This is a genomic window from Campylobacter sp. IFREMER_LSEM_CL2256, from assembly GCF_025771645.1.
Lineage (GTDB): Bacteria > Campylobacterota > Campylobacteria > Campylobacterales > Campylobacteraceae > Campylobacter_D.
Genome location: NZ_JAKMQQ010000016.1, coordinates 1 through 24964, shown reverse-complemented (window position 1 = coordinate 24964; position 24964 = coordinate 1). Strand labels below are relative to the sequence as shown.

Genomic DNA, 24964 nt, shown 5'->3' with positions numbered 1-24964 from the left:
ATAAAAAAAGGACTGTGGATATTGGTTTATAACATGTGGTAAATTTTTAGAAAAATAGTGGGAAATGATAGAATATGAGTTATTATAAAATATGAAAAAATTCGTGTCAAATATAAAGAAAATAATATCTTAAATATAGATAATAAATAAGAAAGTAAAAGAGAATACAAACAATTAAAGATAAACCTTGATTTAGATAAATTTATACTCAAAATACTTGAAAACAATAAATGGATTAAGTATCTTATCTTTTTTGTTTATTAAGAAGATTCACACTTAGTAAAACAATAAAACTAAAAATTAATAGTATGAGACTATAAATATGGGCTGTGGTAAAATCTAAATTTTCCATACTTTCATATATAGCAATACTAGCTACTTTTGTTTCTCCGCTTAAAGAACCGCCTATCATTAATACTATACCAAACTCACCCATAGTATGTGCAAAACTTATCACCAAAGCACTTAATATAGCTGGTTTAATACTAGGTAAGATTACTTTAAAAAGTGTGATGAAAGAATTTTTTCCCAAAGAAAAACTAGCTTCTATAATATTTTTAGAAATCATAGACATTGCATTATATAAAGGATTAAACATAAAAGGTAAAGAATAAATACAACTTGCTATCACTAAACCTTCAAAGGTAAAAGCTAAAGTGATATTAAAGTGTTTTTCTAAAAAATTACCCAAAAAAGAGTATTTTGAAAACAAAATCAACAAGTAAAAACCAACAACAGATGGTGGTAAAACCAAAGGTAAGGTTATTATGGTTTCTAGAATTTTTTTTGCTCTAAATTGCTTAAAAGTAAAAACCCAAGCAAGAGGTATGCAAAAACAAAACAAAATTATACAAGTAATAATAGAAAGCTTTATGGAAACTAAAAAAGGTGTCCAATCTATACTTAATAATAATTGTGTCATTATTGAAACTTTCTCAAGTCAAAAAAAGACTTGAGATTACTTTCCTAAATTTGGCTCCATTTCTATAATTTTCCAAGGAAGTCCTTGAGTATTTAACTCATCCATAAAAGGTTTAGCATCAAATTCTTCCATGTTAAACACACCTTTTCCTTGCCAAATTCCTTTAGCAATTAACTTTGTTCCTATCATTGCAGGAACTCCGGTAGTATAACTCACAGCTTGCGCTCCAGTTTCTTTAAAGCACTCTTCGTGATTGCAAACATTGTAAATATAAACTTGTCTATCTTTTCCATCTTTTACACCACGAATCACACAACCTATATTAGTATAACCTTTAGTGCGAGGGCCTAAACTAGCAGGATCAGGAAGTAGTGTTTTTAAAAATTCTATTGGTATTATTTCTTTGCCTTGATGCATAACAGGCTTAATACCTAGCATACCAACATTTTCAAGACATTTCATATGAGTTAAATAGCTTTGCCCAAAAGTCATAAAAAATCTTATTCTTTTTAAACCTTTGATATTTTTTACTAAGCTTTCAAGCTCCTCATGATAAAGTAAATAGCTATCCTTTACCCCTACTTCAGGATAATCCCATTCCATTTTTATTTCCATAGGTGCAGTTTCTATCCATTTTCCATTTTCCCAGTAACGACCTTTAGCAGAAACTTCTCTTAAGTTAATTTCAGGATTAAAATTAGTTGCAAAGGCATAGCCATGATCTCCAGCATTACAATCTAATATATCTATATAATGAATTTCATCAAATAAATTTTGCTGCGCATAAGCACAAAATACATTAGTAACACCTGGATCAAAACCGCTACCTAAAAGTCCTAAAATTTCTGCTTGTTTAAACTTATCATTTCTTGCCCATTGTTCTTTATATTCAAATTTAGCTAAATCAGGATGTTCATAATTTGCAGTATCTACATAGTGGATATTAGTTTGAATACACGCATCCATTAAAGTAAGATCTTGATAAGGTAAAGCCACATTTAATAAAATTTCAGCTCCTGTTTTTTTGATAAGTTCTACAACAGCAGCAGTGTCATCTGCATCTATTTGCTCAGTTTGAATTTCTATACCCAAACGCTCTTTTATAAAAGCTGCTATTTCATCACATTTACTTTTGGTTCTACTTGCTAGAGTTATTTTGCTAAAGACATCACTATTCATTGCACATTTTACAGTCGCAACACGGCTTACACCACCTGCACCTATAATCAAAAGATTTTTCATCATTTTTCCTTAAATTTTTTAGAAAATTGTAACAAAAAAACTTTATAAAGCATTGAAATAAAAAATAAAAAATAATTTTTATAATGTTTTTTTAAAATAAAACAAGTAAAATGATAGTTTTTTAAATTTTTTAAGGACACTTATGAATTTACAAAGTGTGGAACTTTCTTATCCTATTGTTATTACTTTTATTACCTATGCATTTTTAATGCTTTTTATAGGTTTTTATTTTTACAAAAAAAATCAAAATAGTAAAGATTATTTTGTTGGTAATGCCTCCATGGGGCCGGTAATATCTGCCTTAAGTGCAGGTGCTTCTGATATGAGTAGTTGGCTTTTAATGGCTTTTCCTGGTGCTTTATATGCAGCTGGTTTGGGACAAATTTATATAGCCATAGGTTTAAGCTTTGGTATGTTTTTGAACTGGACTTTTGTTGCTAAAAGATTAAAGATTTTTTCTCAAATAGCCAAAGAATGTATTACAATTCCTGATTTTTTCGAAAGTCGCTTTCATGATGATAAGCATATTTTAAGAAGCATTTGTGCGGTAGTTATTTTGGTATTTTTTACTATTTACATTAGCGCTGGATTAGTAAGCGGTGCTAAACTTTTTGAAAGTGTATTTAATTTGCCTTATATTTTTGCCTTGAGTATTGGATTTTTAGTTATTGTTTTATATACTTTTTTAGGTGGTTATAAAGCTGTATGCTGGACTGATATGATTCAAGGACTTTTAATGATGAGTTCATTAATCATCATTCCTTTTGTGATGATTTTTGAACTTGGTGGCTTTGGCGAAGCCTTTTCTACTATAAATGATGTAAAACCCCAAGCCTTTGGTTTAGATGGTGGTGGTTGGCTAGTCGTAGTATCAACCCTAGCATGGGGGCTTGGTTATTTTGGTCAACCTCACATTTTAATTCGTTTTATCTCTATAAAAAATGTAAAAGAAATTCCTACTGCAACTTTTATAGGCATAACTTGGATGGTAATTTCTTTATTTGGTGCTGCTATGATAGGATTTTTAGGTATTGCTTATATAGCTAAATTTAATCTTACTTTAAATGACCCTGAAAGAATATTTATTGTAATGTCTCAAGTACTTTTTAACCCTTGGGTGGCAGGAATTTTACTCAGTGCTATTTTAGCTGCCATTATGAGTACAGCTAGTTCTCAACTGCTAGTGTGCGCTTCTAGCTTGGTGCAAGATTTTTATACACAAATCTTAAAAAGAAAAACAAATGATAAAAATATTACTTTATTATCACGTCTAGGTGTTTTAGCTGTTGCTTGTGTAGCTTTTGTACTTTCACTTGATACGCAAAGTCAAATTTTAGGTATTGTTTCATATGCATGGGCAGGTTTTGGTGCAAGCTTTGGAAGTGTTATTTTATTTTCTTTGTTTTATAAAAATATGAGCAAAGAAGGTGCAATAGCTGGAATGGTTAGTGGGGCTTTAACCGTTATATTTTATAAACATTTTGATTCAAATTTTATAGCAATTTATGAAATCATTCCTGGATTTTTAGTTGCAAGTTGTTTTATTGTGATTTTTAGTATAATTTTTAAAGCAAAAAAACATACAATAAAACACTATGAAAAAATGTTAAAAGAAATTTAAATGTTTAAATCTTTTTTTTATTCAAAAAAATGGGCATTGTGGGCTTATTTGGGTTTGTTTTTTTTACTAGCTTCTTTACTTGCTCAAACTTCCATTAATGTTGCAATAAATGAATGGTATAAAGAATTTTATGATGTTTTACAAGATGCAAAAAATCATAGTATAGATGACTTTTATCATTTTATTAAGCAATTTTTATATCTAGCATTGCCTTATGTATTAATCGCTACTATCACACAATATTTTGGAAGTATTTATGCCTTTAAATGGCGTGAGGCTATGACTTTTGATTATATTAAATTTTGGCAAAAAAAAGATGATAACATAGAAGGTAGCTCACAAAGAATTCAAGAAGATATTTATAATTTTTCAAAAATCATAGAAAGCTTAGGATTGGCTTTTGTTAAGGCAATTATGACTTTAATTGCTTTTGTGCCAATTTTGTGGATGTTAAGTGCGCATGTTAATTTACCTATCTTAAAAGACATTAATGGATCCTTAGTATGGATTGCATTTTTGGTTTCTTTGGGAGGTCTTGTTATATCATGGTTTGTTGGCATTAAATTACCTGGTCTTGAATATAATAATCAAAAAGCTGAAGCTGCTTTTAGAAAAGAACTTGTTTTTGCTGAAGATGATAGAAAAAATTATGCGAGCGATGAAAGTATTTTAAGTTTATTTACTGGACTTAAAATCAATTATAAAAGATTATTTTTGCATTATGGGTATTTTAATATATGGCTTTATTTATTTGAGCAAATCATGGTTATAGTGCCTTTTTTAATCATGGCTCCAAGCTTGTTTTTAGGACTTATACAACTTGGAATTATCATACAAGTTGGCAATGCTTTTGATCAAGTTAGATCATCATTTAGTATTTTTATCACCAATTGGACAACTATCACACAATTGCGTAGCATTTATAAACGTTTAGATGAATTTGAAAAAAATATTGAATATAGAAAACATAAATTAATTTAAAATATGTCGTTTATTTTAAGCTAATTTTATAGTTTTGATTTGATATAATTTTGCAAAAATTTTATTAAAGGAGTTTTTTTGGACCCCAGTCAATCTTTAGACTTAAATCAAACATTACCCGCTGTTGCCTCAATTGATGTAGGCTATTCTACTTTTATGATTCTTGTTGCATTAGCTTTAGTGCTTTTAAATGGATTTTTTGTTTTATCTGAATTTGCTATTGTTAAAGTACGTAGATCAAAACTCGAAGAAATGGTAAAAGAAAAAAAACGTAATGCAAAAAAAGCTTTAGAAGTCACTTCAAAACTAGATACTTATTTAAGTGCATGCCAACTTGGTATTACGCTAAGCTCTCTTGCTCTTGGTTGGATAGGTGAACCTGCTATTGCTAAAATTCTTGAAGTTCCTTTGGCAAATTTAGGCTTAGCTCCAGCATTAATTCATACTATAGCATTTGTTATCGCTTTTGCTATTATCACATTATTGCATGTTGTATTAGGTGAATTAGTTCCAAAGAGCGTTGCTATCGCTATTGCAGATAAAGCTGTTTTATGGGTTGCAAGACCATTACATTTGTTTTGGTTACTTTTCTTACCTTTCATTAAAACATTTGACTTTTTAGCTGCAGTTTCTTTAAAAGTTATAGGTATTAAACCTGCTAAAGAACATGAATTAAGCCACTCTGAAGAAGAAATTAAATTTATTGCAAGTGAAAGCCAAAAAGGTGGAGTTTTGGATGAATTTGAAACTGAAATCATACGTAATGCTGTTGATTTTTCAGATACAGTAGCAAAAGAAATCATGACACCTAGAAAAGATATGATATGTCTTAACAAACAAAAAAGCTATGAGGAAAATATGCAAATAGTTTGTCAGTACAAACACACACGCTTTCCATATATAGATGGTTCTAAAGATATCATTTTGGGTATGGTACACATTAGAGATATCATGCAAAACGAACTTAGCAAAGATAAGAAAAATTTAGATGATTTTTTAATCAAAATGATCTTGGTGCCAGAAAATATCAGCATATCTAAAGTCCTTTTCATGATGAATAAAGAACAAGTGCACACGGCATTAGTAGTGGATGAATATGGTGGCACAGCTGGACTTTTAACCATGGAAGATATTATGGAAGAAATCGTTGGAGATATTAACGATGAGCATGATGATTCTAGTCCACATTTTAAAAAACTTGCAGAAAACATTTATGAATTTCAAGGAAGATATGAAATTAGCGAAGTAGAAGAAATGCTTGATATACGCTTTAATGAAGAGCTAGAACAAGTCACTATAGGTGGATATGTTTTCAATCTCTTAGGACGCTTACCGGTAGTTGGAGATAGAATAGAAGATGAATTCTGCTACTATGAAGTCAAAAAGATGGATGGAAATAGTATAGAACGCATTAAAGTTGTACGCAAAAATACTGATGAAGAAGAGTGATAAACTCTTCTTTTACTTTCATACAGTCCTCAATCTTATCCATTCTAACCTACAAGGAAAATATATGCAATTACATGATGAAATTAATCAATTTATGCAAGAATGCAAAAGTATTATGATATCTTCTTTAAATTTAAACAATCAAACAATATGCTCATACGCACCTATTATAAAAATTAAAAATGACTTTTATATTTATATTAGTGAAATTGCTGAGCATTTTGAAGGAGTAAAATACAATAATAAAAACATAGAAATTATGTTTATAGAAGATGAAAAAGATTGCGTGTCAATCTTTGCAAGAAAAAGACTTAAATTTAGAGTAGAGAGTGTAGAAATAACAAGAGATAATCAACTCTTTGAGCAAGTATTAAATACTTATGAAAATGAAAACAATAAAGAAATAATCCAAGTCATTAAAAATATGAAAGATTTTCATTTATTTCAGCTGATACTAAAAAATGGAAGATATGTTAAAGGTTTTGGAAAAGCATATGAAATTAATGAAGGAGTAATTAATTTAATTAATTCAAAAGGACATAAATAATTCAAGATGAGCTTTTTGCTCATCTTGGTAGATTAACCATTTCTTTTTTTGATAATTTCTTCAGAAACGTTTTTTGGAACTTCATCATAGTGATCAAATTCCATAGAATAAGTAGCACGGCCTTGAGTTTGACTTCTAAGATCAGTTGAGTAACCAAACATCTCAGCCAAAGGACAAAATGCTGTAATAATTTTATTACCACCTCTTTCATCCATTGAATTTACTTGACCACGACGTTTATTTAAATCTCCAATAACATCACCCATATATTCTTCTGGAGTTTCAACTTCAACTTTCATCATAGGTTCTAAGATTACCGCACCTGCTTTTCTAGCACCTTCTTTAAAGCCCATAGAAGCTGCAAGTTTAAATGCCATTTCAGAAGAATCCACTTCGTGATAGCTTCCATCATAAACAGTTACTTTAACATCTTCAACAGGATATCCCGCTAAAACACCGTTTTGTAATGCTTCTTGAACACCTTTATCAACTGCTGGAATATATTCTTTTGGAATTACCCCACCTTTGATATCATTTACAAATTCATATCCACTACCTGGCTCAAGTGGCTCAAGTCTTAAGAATACATGACCATACTGACCACGGCCACCTGATTGTTTAGCGTATTTGTATTCTTGCTCAACTGTTTTTCTAATAGTTTCACGGTAAGCAACTTGAGGTTGACCAACTTCTGCTTCAACTTTAAACTCACGAAGCATTCTATCAACGATAATTTCTAAGTGAAGTTCACCCATACCTGAGATGATAGTTTGACCGCTTTCTTCATCTGTAGAAACTCTAAAGCTTGGATCTTCTTGAGCTAATTTATTTAAAGCAATAGACATTTTTTCTTGATCTGCTTTTGTTTTAGGCTCAACAGCAACTGAAATAACAGGATCTGGAAAATCCATTCTCTCTAAAATAACCTTATCTTTTTCACTTGCTAAAGTATCACCGGTTAGTGTGTCTTTAAGACCAACAACCGCTCCAATTTCTCCTGCATATAAAGTTTTAATCTCTTCTCTTTTATTAGAGTGCATTTTCAAAAGACGACCAATTCTTTCTTTTTTATCTTTTGTTGAATTATATGCATAAGAACCGCTTTCTAAACTTCCTCTATATACACGAACGAAAGTTAATTGCCCAACAAAAGGGTCGGTCATAATTTTAAATGCAAGACCTGCAAATTCACCATCATCAGTTGATTTTACAGAAACTTCTGTACCATCTTCATATTCACCTTTGATATTAGCAACTTCATCAGGAGCTGGTAAATAAGCAACAACAGCATCAAGTAATGGTTGAACACCTTTATTTTTAAAAGCTGTACCACAAAGCATAGGAACCATAGAAAGACTTAAACATCCTGCTTTAATACCTGCTTTGATTTCTTCTTGAGTAAGCTCTTCACCGCCTAGATATTTTTCCATTAATTCATCGCTTGTTTCAGAAACCGCTTCTATCATTTTTGTACGATATTCTTCAGCCTTTTCTTTAAGCTCAGCTGGAATTTCTTTTTCTACATAATCAGTCGGTTTGTTTTCATCTTCCCATACCAAAGCTTTCATGGTAATAAGATCAATTACACCTTTGAAATTATCTTCAGCACCGATTGGAATTTGAAGTGGAACTGGGTTGCCTTTTAAGCGATTTTTGATTTGTTCTTCAACATTAAAGAAATTTGCACCAATTCTGTCCATTTTATTTACAAAAACAATTCTTGGAACACCATATTTATTAGCTTGTCTCCAAACAGTTTCTGATTGTGGCTGAACCCCACCTACTGAACAAAATACTGCAACAGCACCATCTAAAACACGCATTGATCTTTCAACTTCGATTGTAAAGTCAACGTGGCCTGGAGTGTCTATAAGGTTAATTTGGTGATTTTTCCAAAAACAAGTTGTAGCAGCAGAAGTAATTGTAATACCTCTTTCTTTTTCTTGTTCCATCCAGTCCATTGTAGCTGCACCATCATGTACTTCGCCAATTTTATGACTCATACCTGTAAAGAAAAGAATTCTTTCACTAGTAGTTGTTTTACCAGCATCAATGTGAGCTGCAATACCTATATTTCTAACTCTTTTTAAAGGAGTACTTCTTGACATGTTTTACTCCTCTTACCAACGATAATGAGCAAATGCTTTATTAGCTTCTGCCATTTTATAAGTATCTTCTTTCTTCTTAAATGAAGCGCCTTTACTATTAGCTGCGTCTAATAATTCAGCTGCTAATTTTTCAATCATAGTTCTTTCACTTCTTTTTCTAGCAAAAGAAATAATCCATCTTATAGCTAAAGCTTGTTGTCTAGCTGGGCGTACTTCTACTGGAACTTGATAAGTAGCACCACCAACACGACGAGATTTAACTTCTAATAAAGGCTTAATATTTTCAATAGCATCATTAAAAATTTCTATACCTTTTTTTTCTCCACCTTTTTTATCGATAGCTTCTAAAGCACCATACATAATAGTAGTAGCTGTGCTTTTTTTACCATCATACATTAAAGAATTAATGAATTTTGTAATTACTTTGTTTCCATAAATCGGATCTGGCAAGACTTCTCTTACCGGAGCTTTTCTTCTTCTCATAATTTTCCTTCAAATTTATAATTTTACTCAAACAAAATCAAATCTAACGGATTTGTCTGCAATCTTATTACTTAGCTGCTGCTTTAGGGCGTTTTGCACCATATTTAGAACGAGAAACAGTTCTTTTTGCAACACCTGCAGTATCTAAGGCACCACGAACAATGTGATACTTAACACCTGGTAAGTCTTTTACCCTACCACCACGCACTAAAACGATGCTGTGTTCTTGTAGGTTGTGACCTTCACCACCGATATAACTAATAACTTCAAAGCCACTTGTAAGTCTTACTTTGGCAACTTTTCTTAACGCTGAGTTTGGTTTTTTAGGAGTTGTTGTATAAACCCTAGTACAAACTCCCCTTCTTTGTGGGCAATTTTTAAGCGCTGGTGATTTAGATTTTTCTAAAACTTTTTTGCGCTCTTTTCTAACCAATTGATTTATGGTTGGCACAGTAATTCCTTTCATTAATAAAATAATAAACTTTGGATAATATCTAAATTTTACTTATAAAATTATAAACTATTAAGGTTTTCTTGGAGTTTTTCTAAAAACAAATAAATGTGATAAGCATCATTGCTGGCATGATTAACATTAATACTAAAAGGAATGAGAATTTTTTTATTTTCTTTTATAATCTTTCCACTTGTTATAATAGGAAAGAAATACTGCTCTTTTTTTGGCAAGTGTAAAGAAAAATTCTCAAAAGCCACCCAAGGAATGGCAGAAATATTAAAAAGATTATCTATGGGCTCTTTTAAAAACATACTTTTATCGTTTCTTATTAATTGTTTATCCTCTTCATATAAAGATAAAAAATCATTTAAATTTTCTTTATAGAAAGTCCAAAGAACAGAAAAAGTTTTAGAGTCCTTATGAAAAATAGTATAAGAAGGATGGATAATATCATAACATATTAGTTGTTTGTTTTGATCTAAACTAAATTTAAAATTATCAAAAGCATTTATACTTTTACTAATAGTGTGGATAAAACAAGGGTAGAATTCATAATTATTGTTTTTAATAAAATAATAAAAAGAACTAATATCTAATTTAACAGTAATTTCAAACGAGCAAGGAATATTTTGAGTGTAAAATTCAAAATGATCCTTTCTTTTATATTTTTCCAAATCAATCACTTTGAACATAATACACTCCAAAAATCCTAGCAAAATCGCTAGGATTGAAAATTAATTTTGTTGTTTAAGTTTTAAATTTTGATCTCCATAAAGACCTGTACCAACAGGAATCATGCGACCTAAGATTACATTTTCTTTTAGATCTTCAAGATAGTCAAATTTACCTGCGATACTTGCTTCTGTTAAAACTTTTGTTGTTTCTTGGAATGAAGCAGCCGAAATCACACTATCACTTCCAATAGCTGCTCTTGTAACCCCAAGCAATACAGGTTCAGCTACAGCAGGTTCACCGCCATATCTTAAAATTCTTTCATTTTCTTCTCTGAATTTTCTTCTTGAAACCAAATCACCCACAATAAAGTTTGTATGACCACTATCAACAATTTTTACTTGCCTTAGCATTTGCGATACGATAATTTCAATATGCTTATCAGAAATCACAACACCTTGACCACGATAAACTTGCTGAATTTCAGAAATAAGATAATAATGCAATGCTTTTTCGCCTAAAATTCTAAGCACATCATGACTTGAAATAACCCCATCGGTTAATTTTTCACCCGCATGAATAAATTCACCATCTCTTACTTGAATGCGTTTTGATTTATCAATTAAATACTCTGCACTACTTCCATCTTCTGCTTGGATAATGATTCTTTCCTTTGATCTTAAAGGTTTATCAAATCTAACAACCCCGTCAATTTCAGCCACAACAGCAGTATTTTTTGGCTTTCTTGCTTCAAATAATTCAGATACCCTTGGAAGACCTCCAGTAATATCTTTTGATTTAGCTGCTGCCTTTGGTGTTTTAGCTAAGATATCAGCTTGCTTAACCTTATCGCCATCGTTTACATAAATAACAGTTTTTGGTTCGAGTTGATAACGCACCACTTTATCGTTTTCACCTATAATCAACAACGCTGGACGCACTCCACTTGGTAAATACTCATTAATAACAAGTGATCTTTTACCAGTTGCTTCATCAATTTGCTCATCAGCACTATAGCCTGATTCAATATCTTCAAAGTTAATTACACCTGCAACTTCTGCAATTACAGTATTATTATATGCATCCCATTCAGCAATGATAGTTTTATCTTCTTTGCTTGATTTTGCTATGATAGTTTTAGGATTATCCACAAAAGTACTATCATCAAATTCAATCACAGAATCTCTTGGTATATAGTGTCTTTTTGCTTCTCTATCATTTTCATCAGCAATAACTACAAAAACACCTTTTTCTTTAACTACATCACCTTTTTTAAGATTTCTAATTCTATCTAAACCATCCCCTTTAAGCATATAAAACTTCAAGGTACCTTTTGCACCAGCTACAATATCTTGAGCGATAGGATCGCCATCTTTTACTAGCAATTCACTCGCATAAGGGATACGGTTTGGTATATTCCAACCCTCTTTGATTACTTCTACAATACTTTCATTTTCAGCTACTTCAGCACCATCGCTATATGGAATATATAATTTACCTTCAATATTACCACTTACACCCGCAAGCTCATTAGCTTTTGCTAAGTCATACTTTCTTAATATAAATTTAGCTTCATTGTTTTTTGCTTTAACACTAACCACCACATCCTCATATGCATGCTCAATATGGATAGTTCCTTTAAATGGAGCTTTGATTTTTGGCTCCACAAGTAAAATAGCAGCATTGCGGTGATTAGCCACTATAGTTTTGCCTTGTCTATCTTCATAGGTATTAAGATTATAAAATCTTACAAAACCTTCTTTGTGTGCTACTACTTGGCGATCTTGTAAATCTGTACTAGCAGTACCACCGCTGTGGAAAGTTCTTAGTGTAAGCTGCGTTCCCGGCTCACCGATTGATTGAGCAGATATAATACCTACAGCCTCACCTGGTTTAACTAATTTTCCTTCGCCTAGATTAATACCATAACATTTAGAACAAACTCCTTTTTTAGCTTTACAAGTAATAGGAGTTCTAATGCTTACACTCTTTACTCCACTTTCAACAATAATTCTAGCTTTTTCCTCATCTACTAAAGTACCTTCTGAGAATAAAATCTCATTAGTAATAGAGTCAATAATATTTTCAGCTAAAACTCTTCCTAAAATTCTTTCTTCTAAGGTTTCAATCACAACACCATCTGCGGTAATTTCATTAATCTCAACACCCTCATGTGCACCACAATCTTCCATTGTAACTTTTACATTTTGCGCCACATCGATAAGTTTTCTTGTCAAATAACCTGCATTTGCTGTTTTCAACGCTGTATCTGCAAGACCTTTTCTAGCACCGTGGGTTGAAATGAAATATTCAAGAACGTTTAGTCCTTCACGGAAGTTCGAAATGATCGGTGTTTCAATAATAGAACCATCAGGTTTAGCCATAAGACCCCTCATCGCAGCAAGCTGTGAAATTTGAGCTGCTGAACCCCTAGCACCAGAATCTGCCATCATATAAATAGAGTTAAATCCTTCTTTGTCTTTTTTAATCAACTCCATCATATCTTTTGATAAGACATTATTAGTGCTTTTCCAAATATCAATAATCTTGTTATATCTTTCGCCTGAAGTAATCAAACCTAAATTATATGAATTTTGGATTTCTCTTACTTGTTTTTTAGCTTCTTCTATACTTTTTTGCTTTTGATCAGGCACAATAATATCAGCAATTGAAATAGAAATACCCGCTTTTGTTGCATATTCAAAACCAAGATCTTTTAATTTATCTAAAAAGCTAGCACTTACTTCAAGACCGCCTTCTTTATAAACATAATCAACCAAAGCTGCAATATCTTTTTTCTTCATGACTTTATTCCACATATTTTCAGGAACAAAATCAGGTAAGATAGACTTAATGATTAATCTTCCCGCAGTTGTTGTGATTTTTCTTCCATCAACTACGCTTCTAATACTTGCATGAATATCTAAAGATTTTGCTTCTAGAGCAATCATAACCTCTTCAATACCTGTACAAATTTTATGCTCACCCTTAGCACCATCTTTTTCTAAAGATAGATAATAAATCCCCAAAACCATATCTTGAGAAGGTACAGTCACAGAACGACCACTTGCTGGAAGCAAGATATTCATAGATGAGAGCATTAATACTTTACACTCAGCTATTGCTTCTTGAGATAAAGGTACATGTACAGCCATTTGGTCCCCGTCAAAGTCAGCATTAAATGCTGCACACACCAATGGATGAAGTTGAATTGCCTTACCCTCTACAAGCACAGGATGGAAAGCTTGGATGGAAAGCTTATGTAAGGTTGGTGCACGATTAAGCATTACAGGATGACCTTTAACAACCTCTTCTAAACACTCCCAAACTTCATTGGTTTTATTTTCAATCATTTTTTTAGCTTGTTTTACAGTAGTTGCATAACCTTTTTCTTCAAGCTTAGCCAACAAATGTGGCTTAAATAATTCCAAAGCCATTTTTTTAGGTAAACCACATTGATCCATTCTAAGTTTTGGCCCAACAACAATAACACTACGACCTGAAAAATCCACCCTTTTACCAAGTAGATTTTGTCTGAAACGACCTTGTTTTCCTTTGATGATTTCACTTAAAGATTTTAATGGACGTTTATTTGCACCTTTAACCGCATTTGCTCTTCTGCCATTATCAAATAAAGCATCAACTGCTTCTTGAAGCATTCTTTTTTCATTTCTAATGATAATTTCAGGTGCATCAAGCTCCATAAGTCTTTTTAAGCGTGTATTTCTATTAATAACTCTTCTATATAAATCATTCACATCAGAAACTGCAAATTTTCCACCATCTAAAGCCACCAAAGGTCTTAAATCAGGTGGTAACACAGGTAAATTTGTAATCATCATCCACTCAGGACGATTTGGAACTACTTCATCACTATTTGTATTAGTATTTAAATTACTATTTAAGAAATTTTCAACCACTTTTAAGCGCTTGATGATAGTTTTTTTCTTTGCTTCTGAATTAGTTGCTGCAATATCTTCTTTTAATTTATTTAAAAGCTCAACAAGATCTAAATTTGCTAGTAAATCTCTAACAACTTCACCACCCATTCTAGCTTTAAATCCACTACTTTCATAGCGTTGCATTAAATTTAAATACTGCTCTTCATTTAATACATCACAAAATTCAACTTTTTTAGTATTTTCATTATCATAGTATGCATCACCTGGATTTTCTACTATATATGCTTCATAATACAATACGCGCTCTAAATCTTTCATCTTTACGCCAAGTAAAGTACCGATACGACTTGGCAAAGAATTTACATACCAAATATGAGCCACCGGTGTAACTAATTCAATATGCCCCATTCTTGAACGGCGTACTTTAGAACTAGTAACTTCAACACCACATTTTTCACACTTAATACCTTTAAAACGCATTTTTTTATACTTACCACAAAGACATTCATAATCTCTTACTGGTCCAAAAATTTTAGCGCAAAAAAGCCCGTCTCTTTCAGGCTTTAAAGTTCTATAATTAATTGTTTCTGGTTTTTTTACTTCGCCATAAGACCATGATTTGATTTTTTCAGGACTTGCAAGTCTTAATTGAAAAGCTTCAAAGTCTCTAGGTCTACCATCTTCTTTTATTTCGATAGGTTTAAATTTACTCATTATTCTCATCCTTATCAAAAATCTCAACATCTAAAGCAAGAGATTTTAATTCATTTGTAAGCACAAAGAATGTCTCTGGAATACCTGTTGCTGGAACATTCTCACCTTTTGTTAAAGCTTTATAAGCACTAAATCTACCTTCAACATCATCAGATTTTATGGTTAACATTTCTCTTAGAGTATGAGCTGCTCCATAAGCTTCAAGAGCCCAAACCTCCATCTCTCCAAATCTTTGTCCACCAAATAAAGCCTTACCACCAACTGGTTGTTGTGTTACAAGACTATAAGGTCCAGTACTTCTTGCGTGAACTTTTTCATCTACTAAATGGTGTAATTTAAGCATATACATACATCCAACATGCACACGCTCTGCCATTTTTTCACCAGTTCTTCCATCATAAAGCTCGCTTTTTCCATCCATAGCTATTTTAGCCATTTCAAAAAGCTTGCCAAATTCTTCAACCGTTACGCCTTCAAATACAGGAGTAGCAAATTTCACTCCTTTAGCCCAATCTCTAGCATAAGAAATAAGCTGTTCATCATTTAAAGTTTGCACAAATTTCTTTTCTAATTCAAGTCTAGATACACTACAAATTTCAAGAATTTTTTCACGTAATTCTTTTACAAAATCTTTTTGTTTTCTATCAAAAATTTCTTGAATTTGATCACCTAGTCTCATACCAACAATCCCCAAATGACTTTCAAGAATTTGTCCTATGTTCATACGGCTTGGAACCCCTAGAGGATTTAATGCTATATCAATAGGTCTTCCATCAGGTAAATATGGCATATCAACTTCCGGAACGATATTAGACACAATACCTTTATTTCCATGGCGCCCTGCCATTTTATCCCCAACTTTCAATTTTCTCTTAGTCGCGATATATACTTTAACAAGTTTTACTACCCCACTTGGTAAAATATCATCTTTTTCTAAAATTTCTAATTTTTCATCATGCTCTGTTTTAAGTTTTTTCTTCTCATTTTGGAAATGATTTTTTAAATCATCATATTCTTTTTGTACTTCTTTAGAATAAGCTTTAACTAAAGAATTTAACGCAAAACGATTGATTTTTTCTAATTCTGTAATTTCTACTTTAGAGCCTTTTTTATATTTAACACCATTTATTTCTTCATCTGAATTTAAAGCTGATTTAGAAAGTAAAGAACATACTCTTAAAGTTTCTTCTCTATCCATCATTAAAAGTCTATCATGATGTTCTTTTTCAAGATTTAATTTTTCATCATCATAAGCTTTTATAGCACGTGCATCTTTTTCATAACCTTTTTTAGTAAAGATTTTTACATCTACAACAACACCTTCTAATGAGGCGGTTGCATATAAAGATTTATTTACAACATGTCCAGCTTTTTCACCAAAAATAGCTCTTAATAATCTTTCTTCAGGTGTAGGTTTTACTTCACCCTTAGGTGAAACTTTACCTACCAAAATCATACCAGGCTTTATATGAGTTCCTATTTTTGCAATACCACTCTCATCAAGATGCGCTAAATCTTCTTCTTTTACATTTGGAATATCTTTTGTAATTTCTTCTACACCATCTTTAAGCTCTCTAGCCTCTACTTCTTTTTCATAAATATGAACACTAGTAAAAGTATCTTCACGTAAAATTTTCTCACTAATTACAATAGCATCTTCATAGTTATACCCATGCCATGGCATAAATGCGATTAAGGCATTCTTACCAATAGCAAGCTCTCCTTGATCCATACTTGGGCCATCTGCAATGATTTGACCTGCTTGAATAAATTCGCCTTTTTTCACAATCGGGTGTTGAATAAAAGTTGTATTTTGGTTAGTTCTTAGATTTTTTTCCATTTTATAATGATCAATAAATGGTCCATTTTCATCTTCGCCCAAAATAAAAATATTTTTATTGTCAACTTTTTCTACAATCCCTGCTCTTTTAGCTTTAATAGCCTCCCAAGCATCACGAGCAATGATTTTTTCCATACCAGTACCTACTATAGGTGCTTGTGCGGTTAGTAAAGGCACTGCTTGACGTTGCATGTTTGAACCCATTAAAGCTCTGTTTGCATCATCATGCTCTAAGAATGGGATTAATGACGCTGCAACCCCTACTATCATGCCTGAACAAAGGTCAATCAAATGTACTTCTTCTCTTCTTGCTAGGATTGTTTCACCATCTTGTCTTGCTTCAACAAATTCCTCAACAATATTACCTTTTTCATCAATTTTAGTTGAAGCGGCTGCAATCACCAAGCCCTCTTCTTGAGTAGCAGTCAAGTATACAATTTCATTGCTTACTTTTCCATTTTCTACTTTCTTATAAGGTGCTTCAACAAAGCCTAGATCATTTACTTTAGCATAAGTTGAAAGCGTATTAATTAATCCGATGTTTTGACCTTCTGGAGTTTCAACAGGACAAATTCTTCCATAATGCGTTGCATGAACATCACGTACTTCAAAACCTGCTCTTTCTTTTACTAAACCACCTTCACCAAGTGCTGACAAACGACGTTTATGAGTCACTTCACTCAATGGGTTTGTTTGATCCATAAATTGAGATAATTGACCGCCGGTAAAAAATTCCATAATTGTTACAGTAATTGTCTTAGGATTAATCAAATCATAAGGCATTACTTTATCAATATCTGTATTTAAAGCCGTAAATTTATCTCTAATTGATTTTTGCATTTTAGCAAGACCTACATGAAGTTCATTTGCTAAAAGTTCTCCAATTGATCTTATACGACGATTACCTAAATGGTCTCTATCATCAATATGACCTCTACCATTTTTTACTTTAATTAAATATTTTGCAGTTTTTACTATATCTTCATTGGTTAAAACCGTAACATATTCAGGCGTATCTAAGCCTAATTTATGATTCATTTTCATACGACCAACTTTTGTTAGATCATATCTTTCAGGATTGAAAAATAAATCATTTACAAAGGCTTTTGCAGCATCTTTTACTACTGGTTCGCCTGGTCTCATTACTTTATAAATTCTAATAGCTGCTAAATCATTCTCATCATCTATATTCTCGGTTTGTTTTAATAATTTTAAAGTTTCATTATCTTGAATGAAAGAATTAATAATAGCAGCATCTACTCCATTAGCTAAGTCATTAGCAATATCAAACTGTTTTTCCTCTTTAATTTTTGCTAGTTTTCCCTCATCTAACAGCGTTAAAGAATCAAATAAAACCTCACCAGTTTCTTTATTAATAATAGGATTAGCTAAATACCTATTTGTTAAAATTTCAACTGGATATTCAACCCATTTAACCCCATCTTTTACAAGCTGTTCAGCCTTTTTCTTTGTCATTCTTTTACCAGCTTGATGAATTACATTGCCTTTTTCATCTTTTAAATCATACTCAACTCTATCTAAAAAGTCATTTGGATTAAATTCCGTTAAGAATTTATCTTTTTTAACATGAATGGTTTGTATAGGGTAAAATAATTTTATAATGTCTTGTTTTTTATAACCGAGTGCTCTAAATAAAATTGTAATAGGCACTTTTCTTCTTTTATTGATACGCACATAAAGCACATCTTTAGCATCATATTCAAAATAAAGCCAAGAGCCACGATCTGGTATGATTTGGGCTGTATATACTAATTTATTTGCAACAGTAGAACTTTCTTCTTCTTTAAATATAACACCCGGACTTCTATGAAGTTGATTTACTACAACCCTTTCTACTCCATTAATAATAAAAGAAATTCTATCTGTCATTAAAGGAATTTCTCTAATATAAATTTCTTGTTCTTTAATATCTTTTATACCAATTTTTTCACCCGTTTTTTCATCTTTTTCATGTAAAGTTAAACGGATTTTCATTTTTAAATTTACAGAATAAGTCAAACCTCTTTCCATACACTCTCTAATAGTGTACTTAGGTTTACCTACTTCACTACTTACATATTCTAAACTTAATCTATTTTGTGGATCATGAATTGGAAAAATAGATTTAAATACTTTTTCAATTCCACTTTCTGAATTTTTAGCATCTATGTTTAAAAAATAATCAAAACTTTTCTTTTGTAATTGTAATAAATTTGGAATGTCTATTTGTTGTGGAACATTCGAGAAGTCTATTCTTAAACGATTTCCTGATTGTGAATTTAACATATTATTATACCCCATGGTAAAAGTATTGAAAGAAAGAATCCTAATTAAAGGAAAACAAGAAAGGATATAAAATCCTTTCTTTTAAAACAAAAAAATTATTTAAGCTCAACCTTAGCGCCAGCTTCTTCAAGTTGTTTTTTAGCTTCTTCAGCTTCAGCTTTGCTAACACCTTCTTTAAGAACTGATGGAGTTTGTTCAACAGCATCTTTTGCTTCTTTTAGTCCAAGACCAGTTAAAGCACGAACAACTTTAATTACATTGATTTTTTTATCGCCACCATCTTGTAATACGATGTCAAATTCAGTTTTTTCTTCAGCAGCACCGCCAGCAGCACCTGCAACAGCAGCACCTGCAACCATAACTGGAGCAGCAGAAACACCAAATTTTTCTTCAAATTCTTTTACTAATTCTGAAAGTTCAAGAACGCTTAGGTTAGAAATAAATTCTAATACATCTTCTTTAGTAATTGCCATTTTTTATCCTTTTTAAATTTTATTCAGCTTCTTTTTTTTCTTTTAATGCATTTAATCCAATTGTAAAATTGGTGATTGGTGCATTCCAAACTTGCAAAAGCATAGCAAGTAATTCATTGCGAGAAGGCATTTTAGCTAAAGCTTTAACTTTATCTACTGAAGCAACTTCACCATCAATAAATGCGGTTTTGATCTCAAATGTTTGATTAGCTTCGCTAAATTTATCAGCAACTTTTGAAACATTTAATTGGTCTTCACCCCAAAGATAAATATTTGTATCTTTAAGTTCCATTCCATCTTTGCCGGCATTTTTAAGAGCAATACTTGCTAAAGTATTTTTAATAATTTGAACTTTAACATCCATTTCTCTCGCATTATTTCTTAACTCTTCAAGTTTTTTAGTGTTTAAACCTTTGTAGTTACAAACTACAACAGCTTCACTAGCCTTAAAACCCTCTTCAAGCTTAGAAACAAGTTCAATTTTTTGGCTTTTAGTCATCTTTACTCCTTTCCGACCGGTGATTTCAAGCAGAGCAGAAAATCTAATTAAGTCCTAAGACCTCGGCTATCTCCAATCTAAGATAAAAATTAGATAAAATAAAAGTTATTATCTTATCTAATTTTTATTAATGAGAGAAAAACTCTCATTAATTTTATTTTGTATCAAGTAATTCTTGAGTATCAAGAGAAAGAGAAGGACTCATAGTCAAAGAAAGACTAGCATTTTTAATATATCTTCCTTTTGCAGCAGCTGGTTTATGTTTATTAATAGCTTTTACAAATGCTGTCATATTTTCTTTTAATTGTTCTTGAGTAAAACTAACTTTACCCAAACCTGCATGGATGTTTCCTTGTTTATCAACACGGAAATTAACTTGTCCATTTTTAGCATTATTAACAGCTTGAGCAACATCCATTGTTACTGTACCTGTTTTAGGATTTGGCATCAAACCTTTAGGCCCTAAAATACGACCTACTTTACCTACTAGACCCATTAAATTTGGTGTAGCAATTAAAACATCAAAATTCATATTACCTTTTTGAATTTCTTCTACTAAATCATCGCTACCAACTATATCAGCACCTACATTTTTCGCTTCATCAGCTTTTGCATCTTTTGCAATAACAGCAACACGAACTTTTTTACCTGTACCGCAAGGTAAAACAACACTACCTCTTACCATTTGATCTGCATGCCTTGGATCAACATTTAATTTTAAAGCAATTTCAACTGTTTCATCAAATTTAGCAGAAGCAAGAGTTTTTACTGTGCTTATTGCCTCATCCATTAAATAGTTTTTATTTGAATCTATTTTTTTTAATAATTCTGTAAATCTTTTAGTATTTTTAGACATCAATTTTCTCCGCATTTTATATAAAGTGCTACCGCCTTTTTAAACTCTTGGCGGTAAAGAGTATTAATCTACGATTTCAACACCCATAGAACGAGCAGAACCCATGATAATTTTAGCAGCTTGCTCTCTATCTTTTGTATTCATATCAGCGATTTTTTTATCTACAATTTCTAAAACTTGTGCTTTAGTTAATTTACCTACTTTATTTTTTAAAGGGTTATCTGCACCTTTAGAAATACCTGCAGCTTTTTTAATTAAATCTGTAGCTGGTGGTTGTTTTGTTATAAATGTAAAGCTTTTATCTGCATAAACAGTAATAACAACTGGAATATTAAAACCAGCCATATCTTTTGTTCTTTCATTAAATGCCTTACAAAATTCCATAATATTAACACCTTGTTGACCTAAAGCAGGACCAACTGGAGGTGATGGATTAGCCTTAGTAGCAGCTATTTGTAATTTAATTTCTCCTACGACTTTTTTAGCCATAACCTTTCTCCTTTACTTACTATATAATCAAACTATTTTTTCAACTTGAGAGTATAAGATTTCTACTGGAGTTGATCTACCAAATATAGAAACATTTAGCTTTAAAACGCCTCTAACCATATCATATTCCTCTACAATACCAACAAAGTTTGCAAAAGGACCTTCAGTTATTCTTACACTTTCTTCTTTATCAAATGAAATTTTAGGCTTAGGTGCTGCTTTATTTTTCACCTTTTCTAAAATAAGATTGATATCTTTTTCACTTAATGGGGTTGGTTTTTTACTTTCACCTATAAAACGACCAACCTTTGGTAAAGACTGAATTTTATGCCAAAGCTCTGTTGATAAGTCTATATTAGCAAATACATAGCCTGAATATAAACTTCTTTCGCTTATTTTTTCTTTACCATTTTTAAATTCAATCACATCTTCAGTTGGAACAATTACTTCTAATAATTGCTCTTGAATTCCATGATCTCTAACTAAATTTTCTATGGCTCTTTTTACAGCCATCTCACTACCTGCATAAGTTTGAATTGCATACCATTTATGATTCATTTTTCTATCCTATAATCTTAGATAATGAAAATGACATAATCAAATCAACTAATGCTAAAAATAATGAAACAACAGTAACAACTACAAAAACTGTAATATAAGCATTTCTAACTTGCTCTTTCAAAGGCCAAATTACTTTTCCTAATTCAGCTTTTGACAATTTAAAATAAGTTATTAGTTTTTCCATATTTTACCTTATTTTGTGGCAGGGCAAGAGGGATTCGAACCCCCAACCATCGGATTTGGAATCCGGCGCTCTACCGTTGGAGCTATTGCCCTAAGGGCTTTTTTATAAAAGCCTTAACTTTTTAATTTAACTTCTTTATGAATTGTATGTTTTTTCAATCTTGGGCAATATTTTTTTAATTCTAACTTTTCAGTTGTATTTTTACTATTTTTAAAAGTGCTATAATTAATATCACCGCACTCTTCACATTTTAAACCAACTTTAATTCTCATTTTTATTCCTTAAAAAGCGAGATTAAATCTCGCTTATAATTATTTAATAATTTTAGAAACAACACCTGAACCAACAGTACGGCCACCTTCACGGATAGCAAAACGAGTACCTTCTTCAAGTGCAACTGGTGCAATAAGACTTACAGTAATTCTAACATTATCGCCCGGCATAACCATTTCAACGCCTTCTGCAAGTTGGATAGAACCAGTAACATCAGTTGTTCTTACATAAAATTGTGGTCTATAGTTATTAAAGAATGGAGTATGGCGTCCACCTTCATCTTTATTTAAAATATAAACTTCTGCTTCAAAATCAGTGTGAGGAGTGATTGATTTAGGTTTAGCAAGAACCATACCACGAAGAACATCTTCTTTTTTAGTTCCACGAAGAAGAACACCAACGTTATCTCCTGCTTCACCTTGATCCATTTCTTTTCTAAACATTTCAACACCAGTTACTGTAGTGCTTTGTGTTTCTCTAATACCAACGATTTCAATAGTATCACCAACTTTAACAATACCTTTTTCAATTCTACCAGTAACAACTGTACCACGACCTGAAATTGAGAATACATCTTCGATAGGCATTAAGAAATCTTTATCTGTATCACGAGCTGGAGTTGGAATATACTCATCAACTGCTGCCATAAGATCTAAGATTTTTTTAGACCATTCACCATCTTGTCCAGCTTTTGCTTCTTCAAGAGCTTGTAAAGCTGAACCTGAAATAATCGGAGTATCATCTCCTGGGAAATCATAAGAGCTTAATAATTCTCTAATTTCCATTTCAACTAATTCTAATAACTCAGCATCATCAACCATATCAGCTTTGTTCATGAAAACAACAATATATGGTACACCTACTTGACGAGAAAGTAAGATGTGCTCTCTAGTTTGTGGCATTGGGCCGTCTGCTGCAGAAACAACAAGAATAGCACCGTCCATTTGAGCAGCACCAGTAATCATGTTTTTAACATAGTCAGCGTGACCTGGGCAGTCTACGTGAGCATAGTGACGATTTTCTGTTTCATACTCAATGTGAGAAGTAGCAATAGTAATACCACGCTCTTTTTCTTCAGGAGCATTATCGATATTATCATAATCTTTAAGCTCAGCCAAACCTCTTCTTGAAAGAACAGCAGAGATAGCAGCTGTTAAAGTAGTTTTACCGTGGTCAACGTGACCAATAGTACCAATATTTACGTGAGGCTTATTACGTGAAAATTTTTCTTTAGCCATCTTTTTCCTCCATATAAAATTTACAAACAAATACTAATTTATGTTTTATAATCTTTTGAAATCAATGGAGCTCATAGCGGGACTTGAACCCGCGACCTCTCCCTTACCAAGGGAGTGCTCTACCTCTGAGCCATACGAGCGCTCAGAAAAATTAAAAACATAAACTATAAAATTTTGGAAATTTGAAACTGCTAGAAATTCTGAATTTAAAAACAGCTCCCAGTTTCACTCTACCAAAATCAGGTTGGAGCGGGAAACGGGACTCGAACCCGCGACCCTCAGCTTGGAAGGCTGATGCTCTAGCCAACTGAGCTACTCCCGCAAAGCAATGGTGGTGAGTCGTGGATTCGAACCACGGAAGGCGAAAGCCAGCAGATTTACAGTCTGCCCTCGTTGGCCACTTGAGTAACTCACCATGAATAATAATGCTTTTTATTTCTGGTCAAACACTGCTATTAACAATGGAGCTGGTTAAGGGACTTGAACCCCCGACCTGCTGCTTACAAGGCAGCTGCTCTACCAACTGAGCTAAACCAGCAAAAAATAAAGTTGAATTATAATGTAATTTTGAATTAATGTCAAGTGTTTTAAATAATTTTGTATAATTTTTAAAAAATAAAGGATTTATTATGAAAATTTTATTTTCACCTAGTGAGGGAAAAAGTAAAACAAATACACATAGTTGTTTAAATGAAAAATCATTCATATTTAACAAGTTATACGATAAAAGACTTGAAGTAATTGCTAAATACAAAAATTTTATTAAAGAATGTGATGAAAATGTTCTTGAAAAATTTTTTGGTATCAAAGACAAAGATGAACTATATAATCTTAGCCAAGATATATTAAAAAAAGATACAACTAAAGCGGTTCAAAGATACAATGGTGTTGCTTTTGAATATTTAGATTATGAAAGTTTGGATGAAATAGCTAAAAAATATATAGATGAAAATGTATTAATATTTTCAAATCTTTTTGGTCCTATTTTAGCAAAAGATTTAATACCTTATTATAAATTAAAACAAGGAGAGAAAATCAAAGATTTTAATATAGAAAAATTTTATAAAAATAATTTTTCAAGTAAACTTGATGATTTTTTAGAAAATGAATTAATAATCGATCTTAGAGCCAAATTTTATGAAAAATTTTACACCATTAAACAACCCTTTA

The 24964-nt window shown here is 31.8% G+C and carries 21 protein-coding genes and 5 tRNA genes; 5 read left to right on the top strand and 21 right to left on the bottom strand.

The genetic code is table 11. The features are described from left to right. Positions 1 to 244: 244 nt before the first annotated feature. Positions 245 to 922, bottom strand: coding sequence for a molybdate ABC transporter permease subunit (gene modB, locus L8U00_RS07310; RefSeq protein ID WP_263679660.1), 678 nt, complete (start codon positions 920 to 922; stop codon positions 245 to 247). A 36-nt stretch (positions 923 to 958) separates the two neighbouring features. Then, positions 959 to 2164: a saccharopine dehydrogenase family protein gene (locus L8U00_RS07305; protein WP_263709050.1), complete on the bottom strand. Its 1206-nt coding sequence runs from the start codon at positions 2162 to 2164 to the stop codon at positions 959 to 961. A gap of 142 nt (positions 2165 to 2306) precedes the next feature. Between L8U00_RS07305 and putP the strand changes: the two genes are divergently transcribed. From putP to L8U00_RS07285, 4 genes are all read left to right on the top strand, one after another. Then, positions 2307 to 3785: a sodium/proline symporter PutP gene (putP, locus tag L8U00_RS07300; protein ID WP_263709049.1), complete on the top strand. Its 1479-nt coding sequence runs from the start codon at positions 2307 to 2309 to the stop codon at positions 3783 to 3785. Further along, positions 3786 to 4766, top strand: coding sequence for a putative transporter (locus L8U00_RS07295; RefSeq protein WP_039668130.1), 981 nt, complete (start codon positions 3786 to 3788; stop codon positions 4764 to 4766). 78 nt (positions 4767 to 4844) lie between these two features. Continuing rightward, a complete protein-coding gene (locus tag L8U00_RS07290) occupies positions 4845 to 6215 on the top strand; it encodes a hemolysin family protein (RefSeq protein WP_263707295.1) in 1371 nt (456 codons plus the stop codon). 64 nt (positions 6216 to 6279) lie between these two features. Next, complete coding sequence (locus L8U00_RS07285) at positions 6280 to 6762, top strand: pyridoxamine 5'-phosphate oxidase family protein (protein WP_263709048.1); 483 nt, start codon at positions 6280 to 6282, stop codon at positions 6760 to 6762. A gap of 32 nt (positions 6763 to 6794) precedes the next feature. On the opposite strand, the gene fusA is transcribed toward L8U00_RS07285, so the two are convergent. From fusA to L8U00_RS07190, 19 genes are all read right to left on the bottom strand, one after another. Further along, the gene (gene fusA, locus L8U00_RS07280) at positions 6795 to 8870 is read right to left on the bottom strand and encodes an elongation factor G (RefSeq protein WP_039617755.1); all 2076 of its coding nucleotides are present in this window, start codon (positions 8868 to 8870) and stop codon (positions 6795 to 6797) included. A gap of 12 nt (positions 8871 to 8882) precedes the next feature. Further along, positions 8883 to 9353, bottom strand: a complete 471-nt coding sequence (rpsG, locus tag L8U00_RS07275; RefSeq protein WP_012661188.1) for a 30S ribosomal protein S7 — start codon at positions 9351 to 9353, stop codon at positions 8883 to 8885. Between the two features lie 67 nt (positions 9354 to 9420). Continuing rightward, positions 9421 to 9804 carry a 30S ribosomal protein S12 gene (gene rpsL / locus L8U00_RS07270; protein ID WP_012661187.1) on the bottom strand — a complete coding sequence of 128 codons (384 nt, stop codon included), beginning with the start codon at positions 9802 to 9804 and terminating at the stop codon, positions 9421 to 9423. A gap of 62 nt (positions 9805 to 9866) precedes the next feature. Beyond that, positions 9867 to 10499, bottom strand: a complete 633-nt coding sequence (locus tag L8U00_RS07265) for a CatA-like O-acetyltransferase (protein ID WP_263709047.1) — start codon at positions 10497 to 10499, stop codon at positions 9867 to 9869. Positions 10500 to 10541: 42 nt separating this feature from the next. Continuing rightward, entirely contained in the window at positions 10542 to 15095 is a 4554-nt protein-coding gene (rpoC, locus tag L8U00_RS07260) for a DNA-directed RNA polymerase subunit beta' (RefSeq protein ID WP_263709046.1), read from the bottom strand. Next, the gene (gene rpoB, locus L8U00_RS07255; protein WP_263683249.1) at positions 15088 to 19221 is read right to left on the bottom strand and encodes a DNA-directed RNA polymerase subunit beta; all 4134 of its coding nucleotides are present in this window, start codon (positions 19219 to 19221) and stop codon (positions 15088 to 15090) included. The genes rpoC and rpoB overlap by 8 nt, the downstream gene beginning before the upstream one ends. A gap of 95 nt (positions 19222 to 19316) precedes the next feature. After that, positions 19317 to 19694, bottom strand: a complete 378-nt coding sequence (gene rplL, locus L8U00_RS07250; RefSeq protein ID WP_012661184.1) for a 50S ribosomal protein L7/L12 — start codon at positions 19692 to 19694, stop codon at positions 19317 to 19319. 19 nt (positions 19695 to 19713) lie between these two features. Continuing rightward, entirely contained in the window at positions 19714 to 20193 is a 480-nt protein-coding gene (gene rplJ, locus L8U00_RS07245) for a 50S ribosomal protein L10 (protein ID WP_012661183.1), read from the bottom strand. A 154-nt stretch (positions 20194 to 20347) separates the two neighbouring features. Beyond that, the gene (gene rplA, locus L8U00_RS07240; protein WP_263709045.1) at positions 20348 to 21049 is read right to left on the bottom strand and encodes a 50S ribosomal protein L1; all 702 of its coding nucleotides are present in this window, start codon (positions 21047 to 21049) and stop codon (positions 20348 to 20350) included. Between the two features lie 63 nt (positions 21050 to 21112). After that, positions 21113 to 21538 carry a 50S ribosomal protein L11 gene (gene rplK / locus L8U00_RS07235; RefSeq protein WP_012661181.1) on the bottom strand — a complete coding sequence of 142 codons (426 nt, stop codon included), beginning with the start codon at positions 21536 to 21538 and terminating at the stop codon, positions 21113 to 21115. A 27-nt stretch (positions 21539 to 21565) separates the two neighbouring features. Further along, entirely contained in the window at positions 21566 to 22096 is a 531-nt protein-coding gene (gene nusG / locus L8U00_RS07230; RefSeq protein WP_012661180.1) for a transcription termination/antitermination protein NusG, read from the bottom strand. Between the two features lie 4 nt (positions 22097 to 22100). After that, a complete protein-coding gene (gene secE / locus L8U00_RS07225; protein WP_012661179.1) occupies positions 22101 to 22283 on the bottom strand; it encodes a preprotein translocase subunit SecE in 183 nt (60 codons plus the stop codon). A gap of 16 nt (positions 22284 to 22299) precedes the next feature. Beyond that, positions 22300 to 22375, bottom strand: a tRNA-Trp gene (locus L8U00_RS07220). A 21-nt stretch (positions 22376 to 22396) separates the two neighbouring features. Then, entirely contained in the window at positions 22397 to 22555 is a 159-nt protein-coding gene (rpmG, locus tag L8U00_RS07215) for a 50S ribosomal protein L33 (RefSeq protein ID WP_012661178.1), read from the bottom strand. A gap of 39 nt (positions 22556 to 22594) precedes the next feature. Next, positions 22595 to 23794 carry an elongation factor Tu gene (tuf, locus tag L8U00_RS07210; RefSeq protein ID WP_039668122.1) on the bottom strand — a complete coding sequence of 400 codons (1200 nt, stop codon included), beginning with the start codon at positions 23792 to 23794 and terminating at the stop codon, positions 22595 to 22597. 65 nt (positions 23795 to 23859) lie between these two features. Beyond that, positions 23860 to 23934: transfer RNA gene (locus L8U00_RS07205), tRNA-Thr, on the bottom strand. Between the two features lie 105 nt (positions 23935 to 24039). After that, a tRNA-Gly gene (locus tag L8U00_RS07200) sits at positions 24040 to 24116 on the bottom strand. Positions 24117 to 24123: 7 nt separating this feature from the next. Then, positions 24124 to 24209 (bottom strand) — tRNA-Tyr (locus L8U00_RS07195). A 47-nt stretch (positions 24210 to 24256) separates the two neighbouring features. Then, positions 24257 to 24332, bottom strand: a tRNA-Thr gene (locus L8U00_RS07190). A gap of 91 nt (positions 24333 to 24423) precedes the next feature. Here L8U00_RS07190 and yaaA point away from each other — a divergent pair. Beyond that, positions 24424 to 24964 (top strand): YaaA family protein (gene yaaA, locus L8U00_RS07185; protein WP_263709044.1); only part of this gene is annotated, 541 nt, incomplete at its 3' end.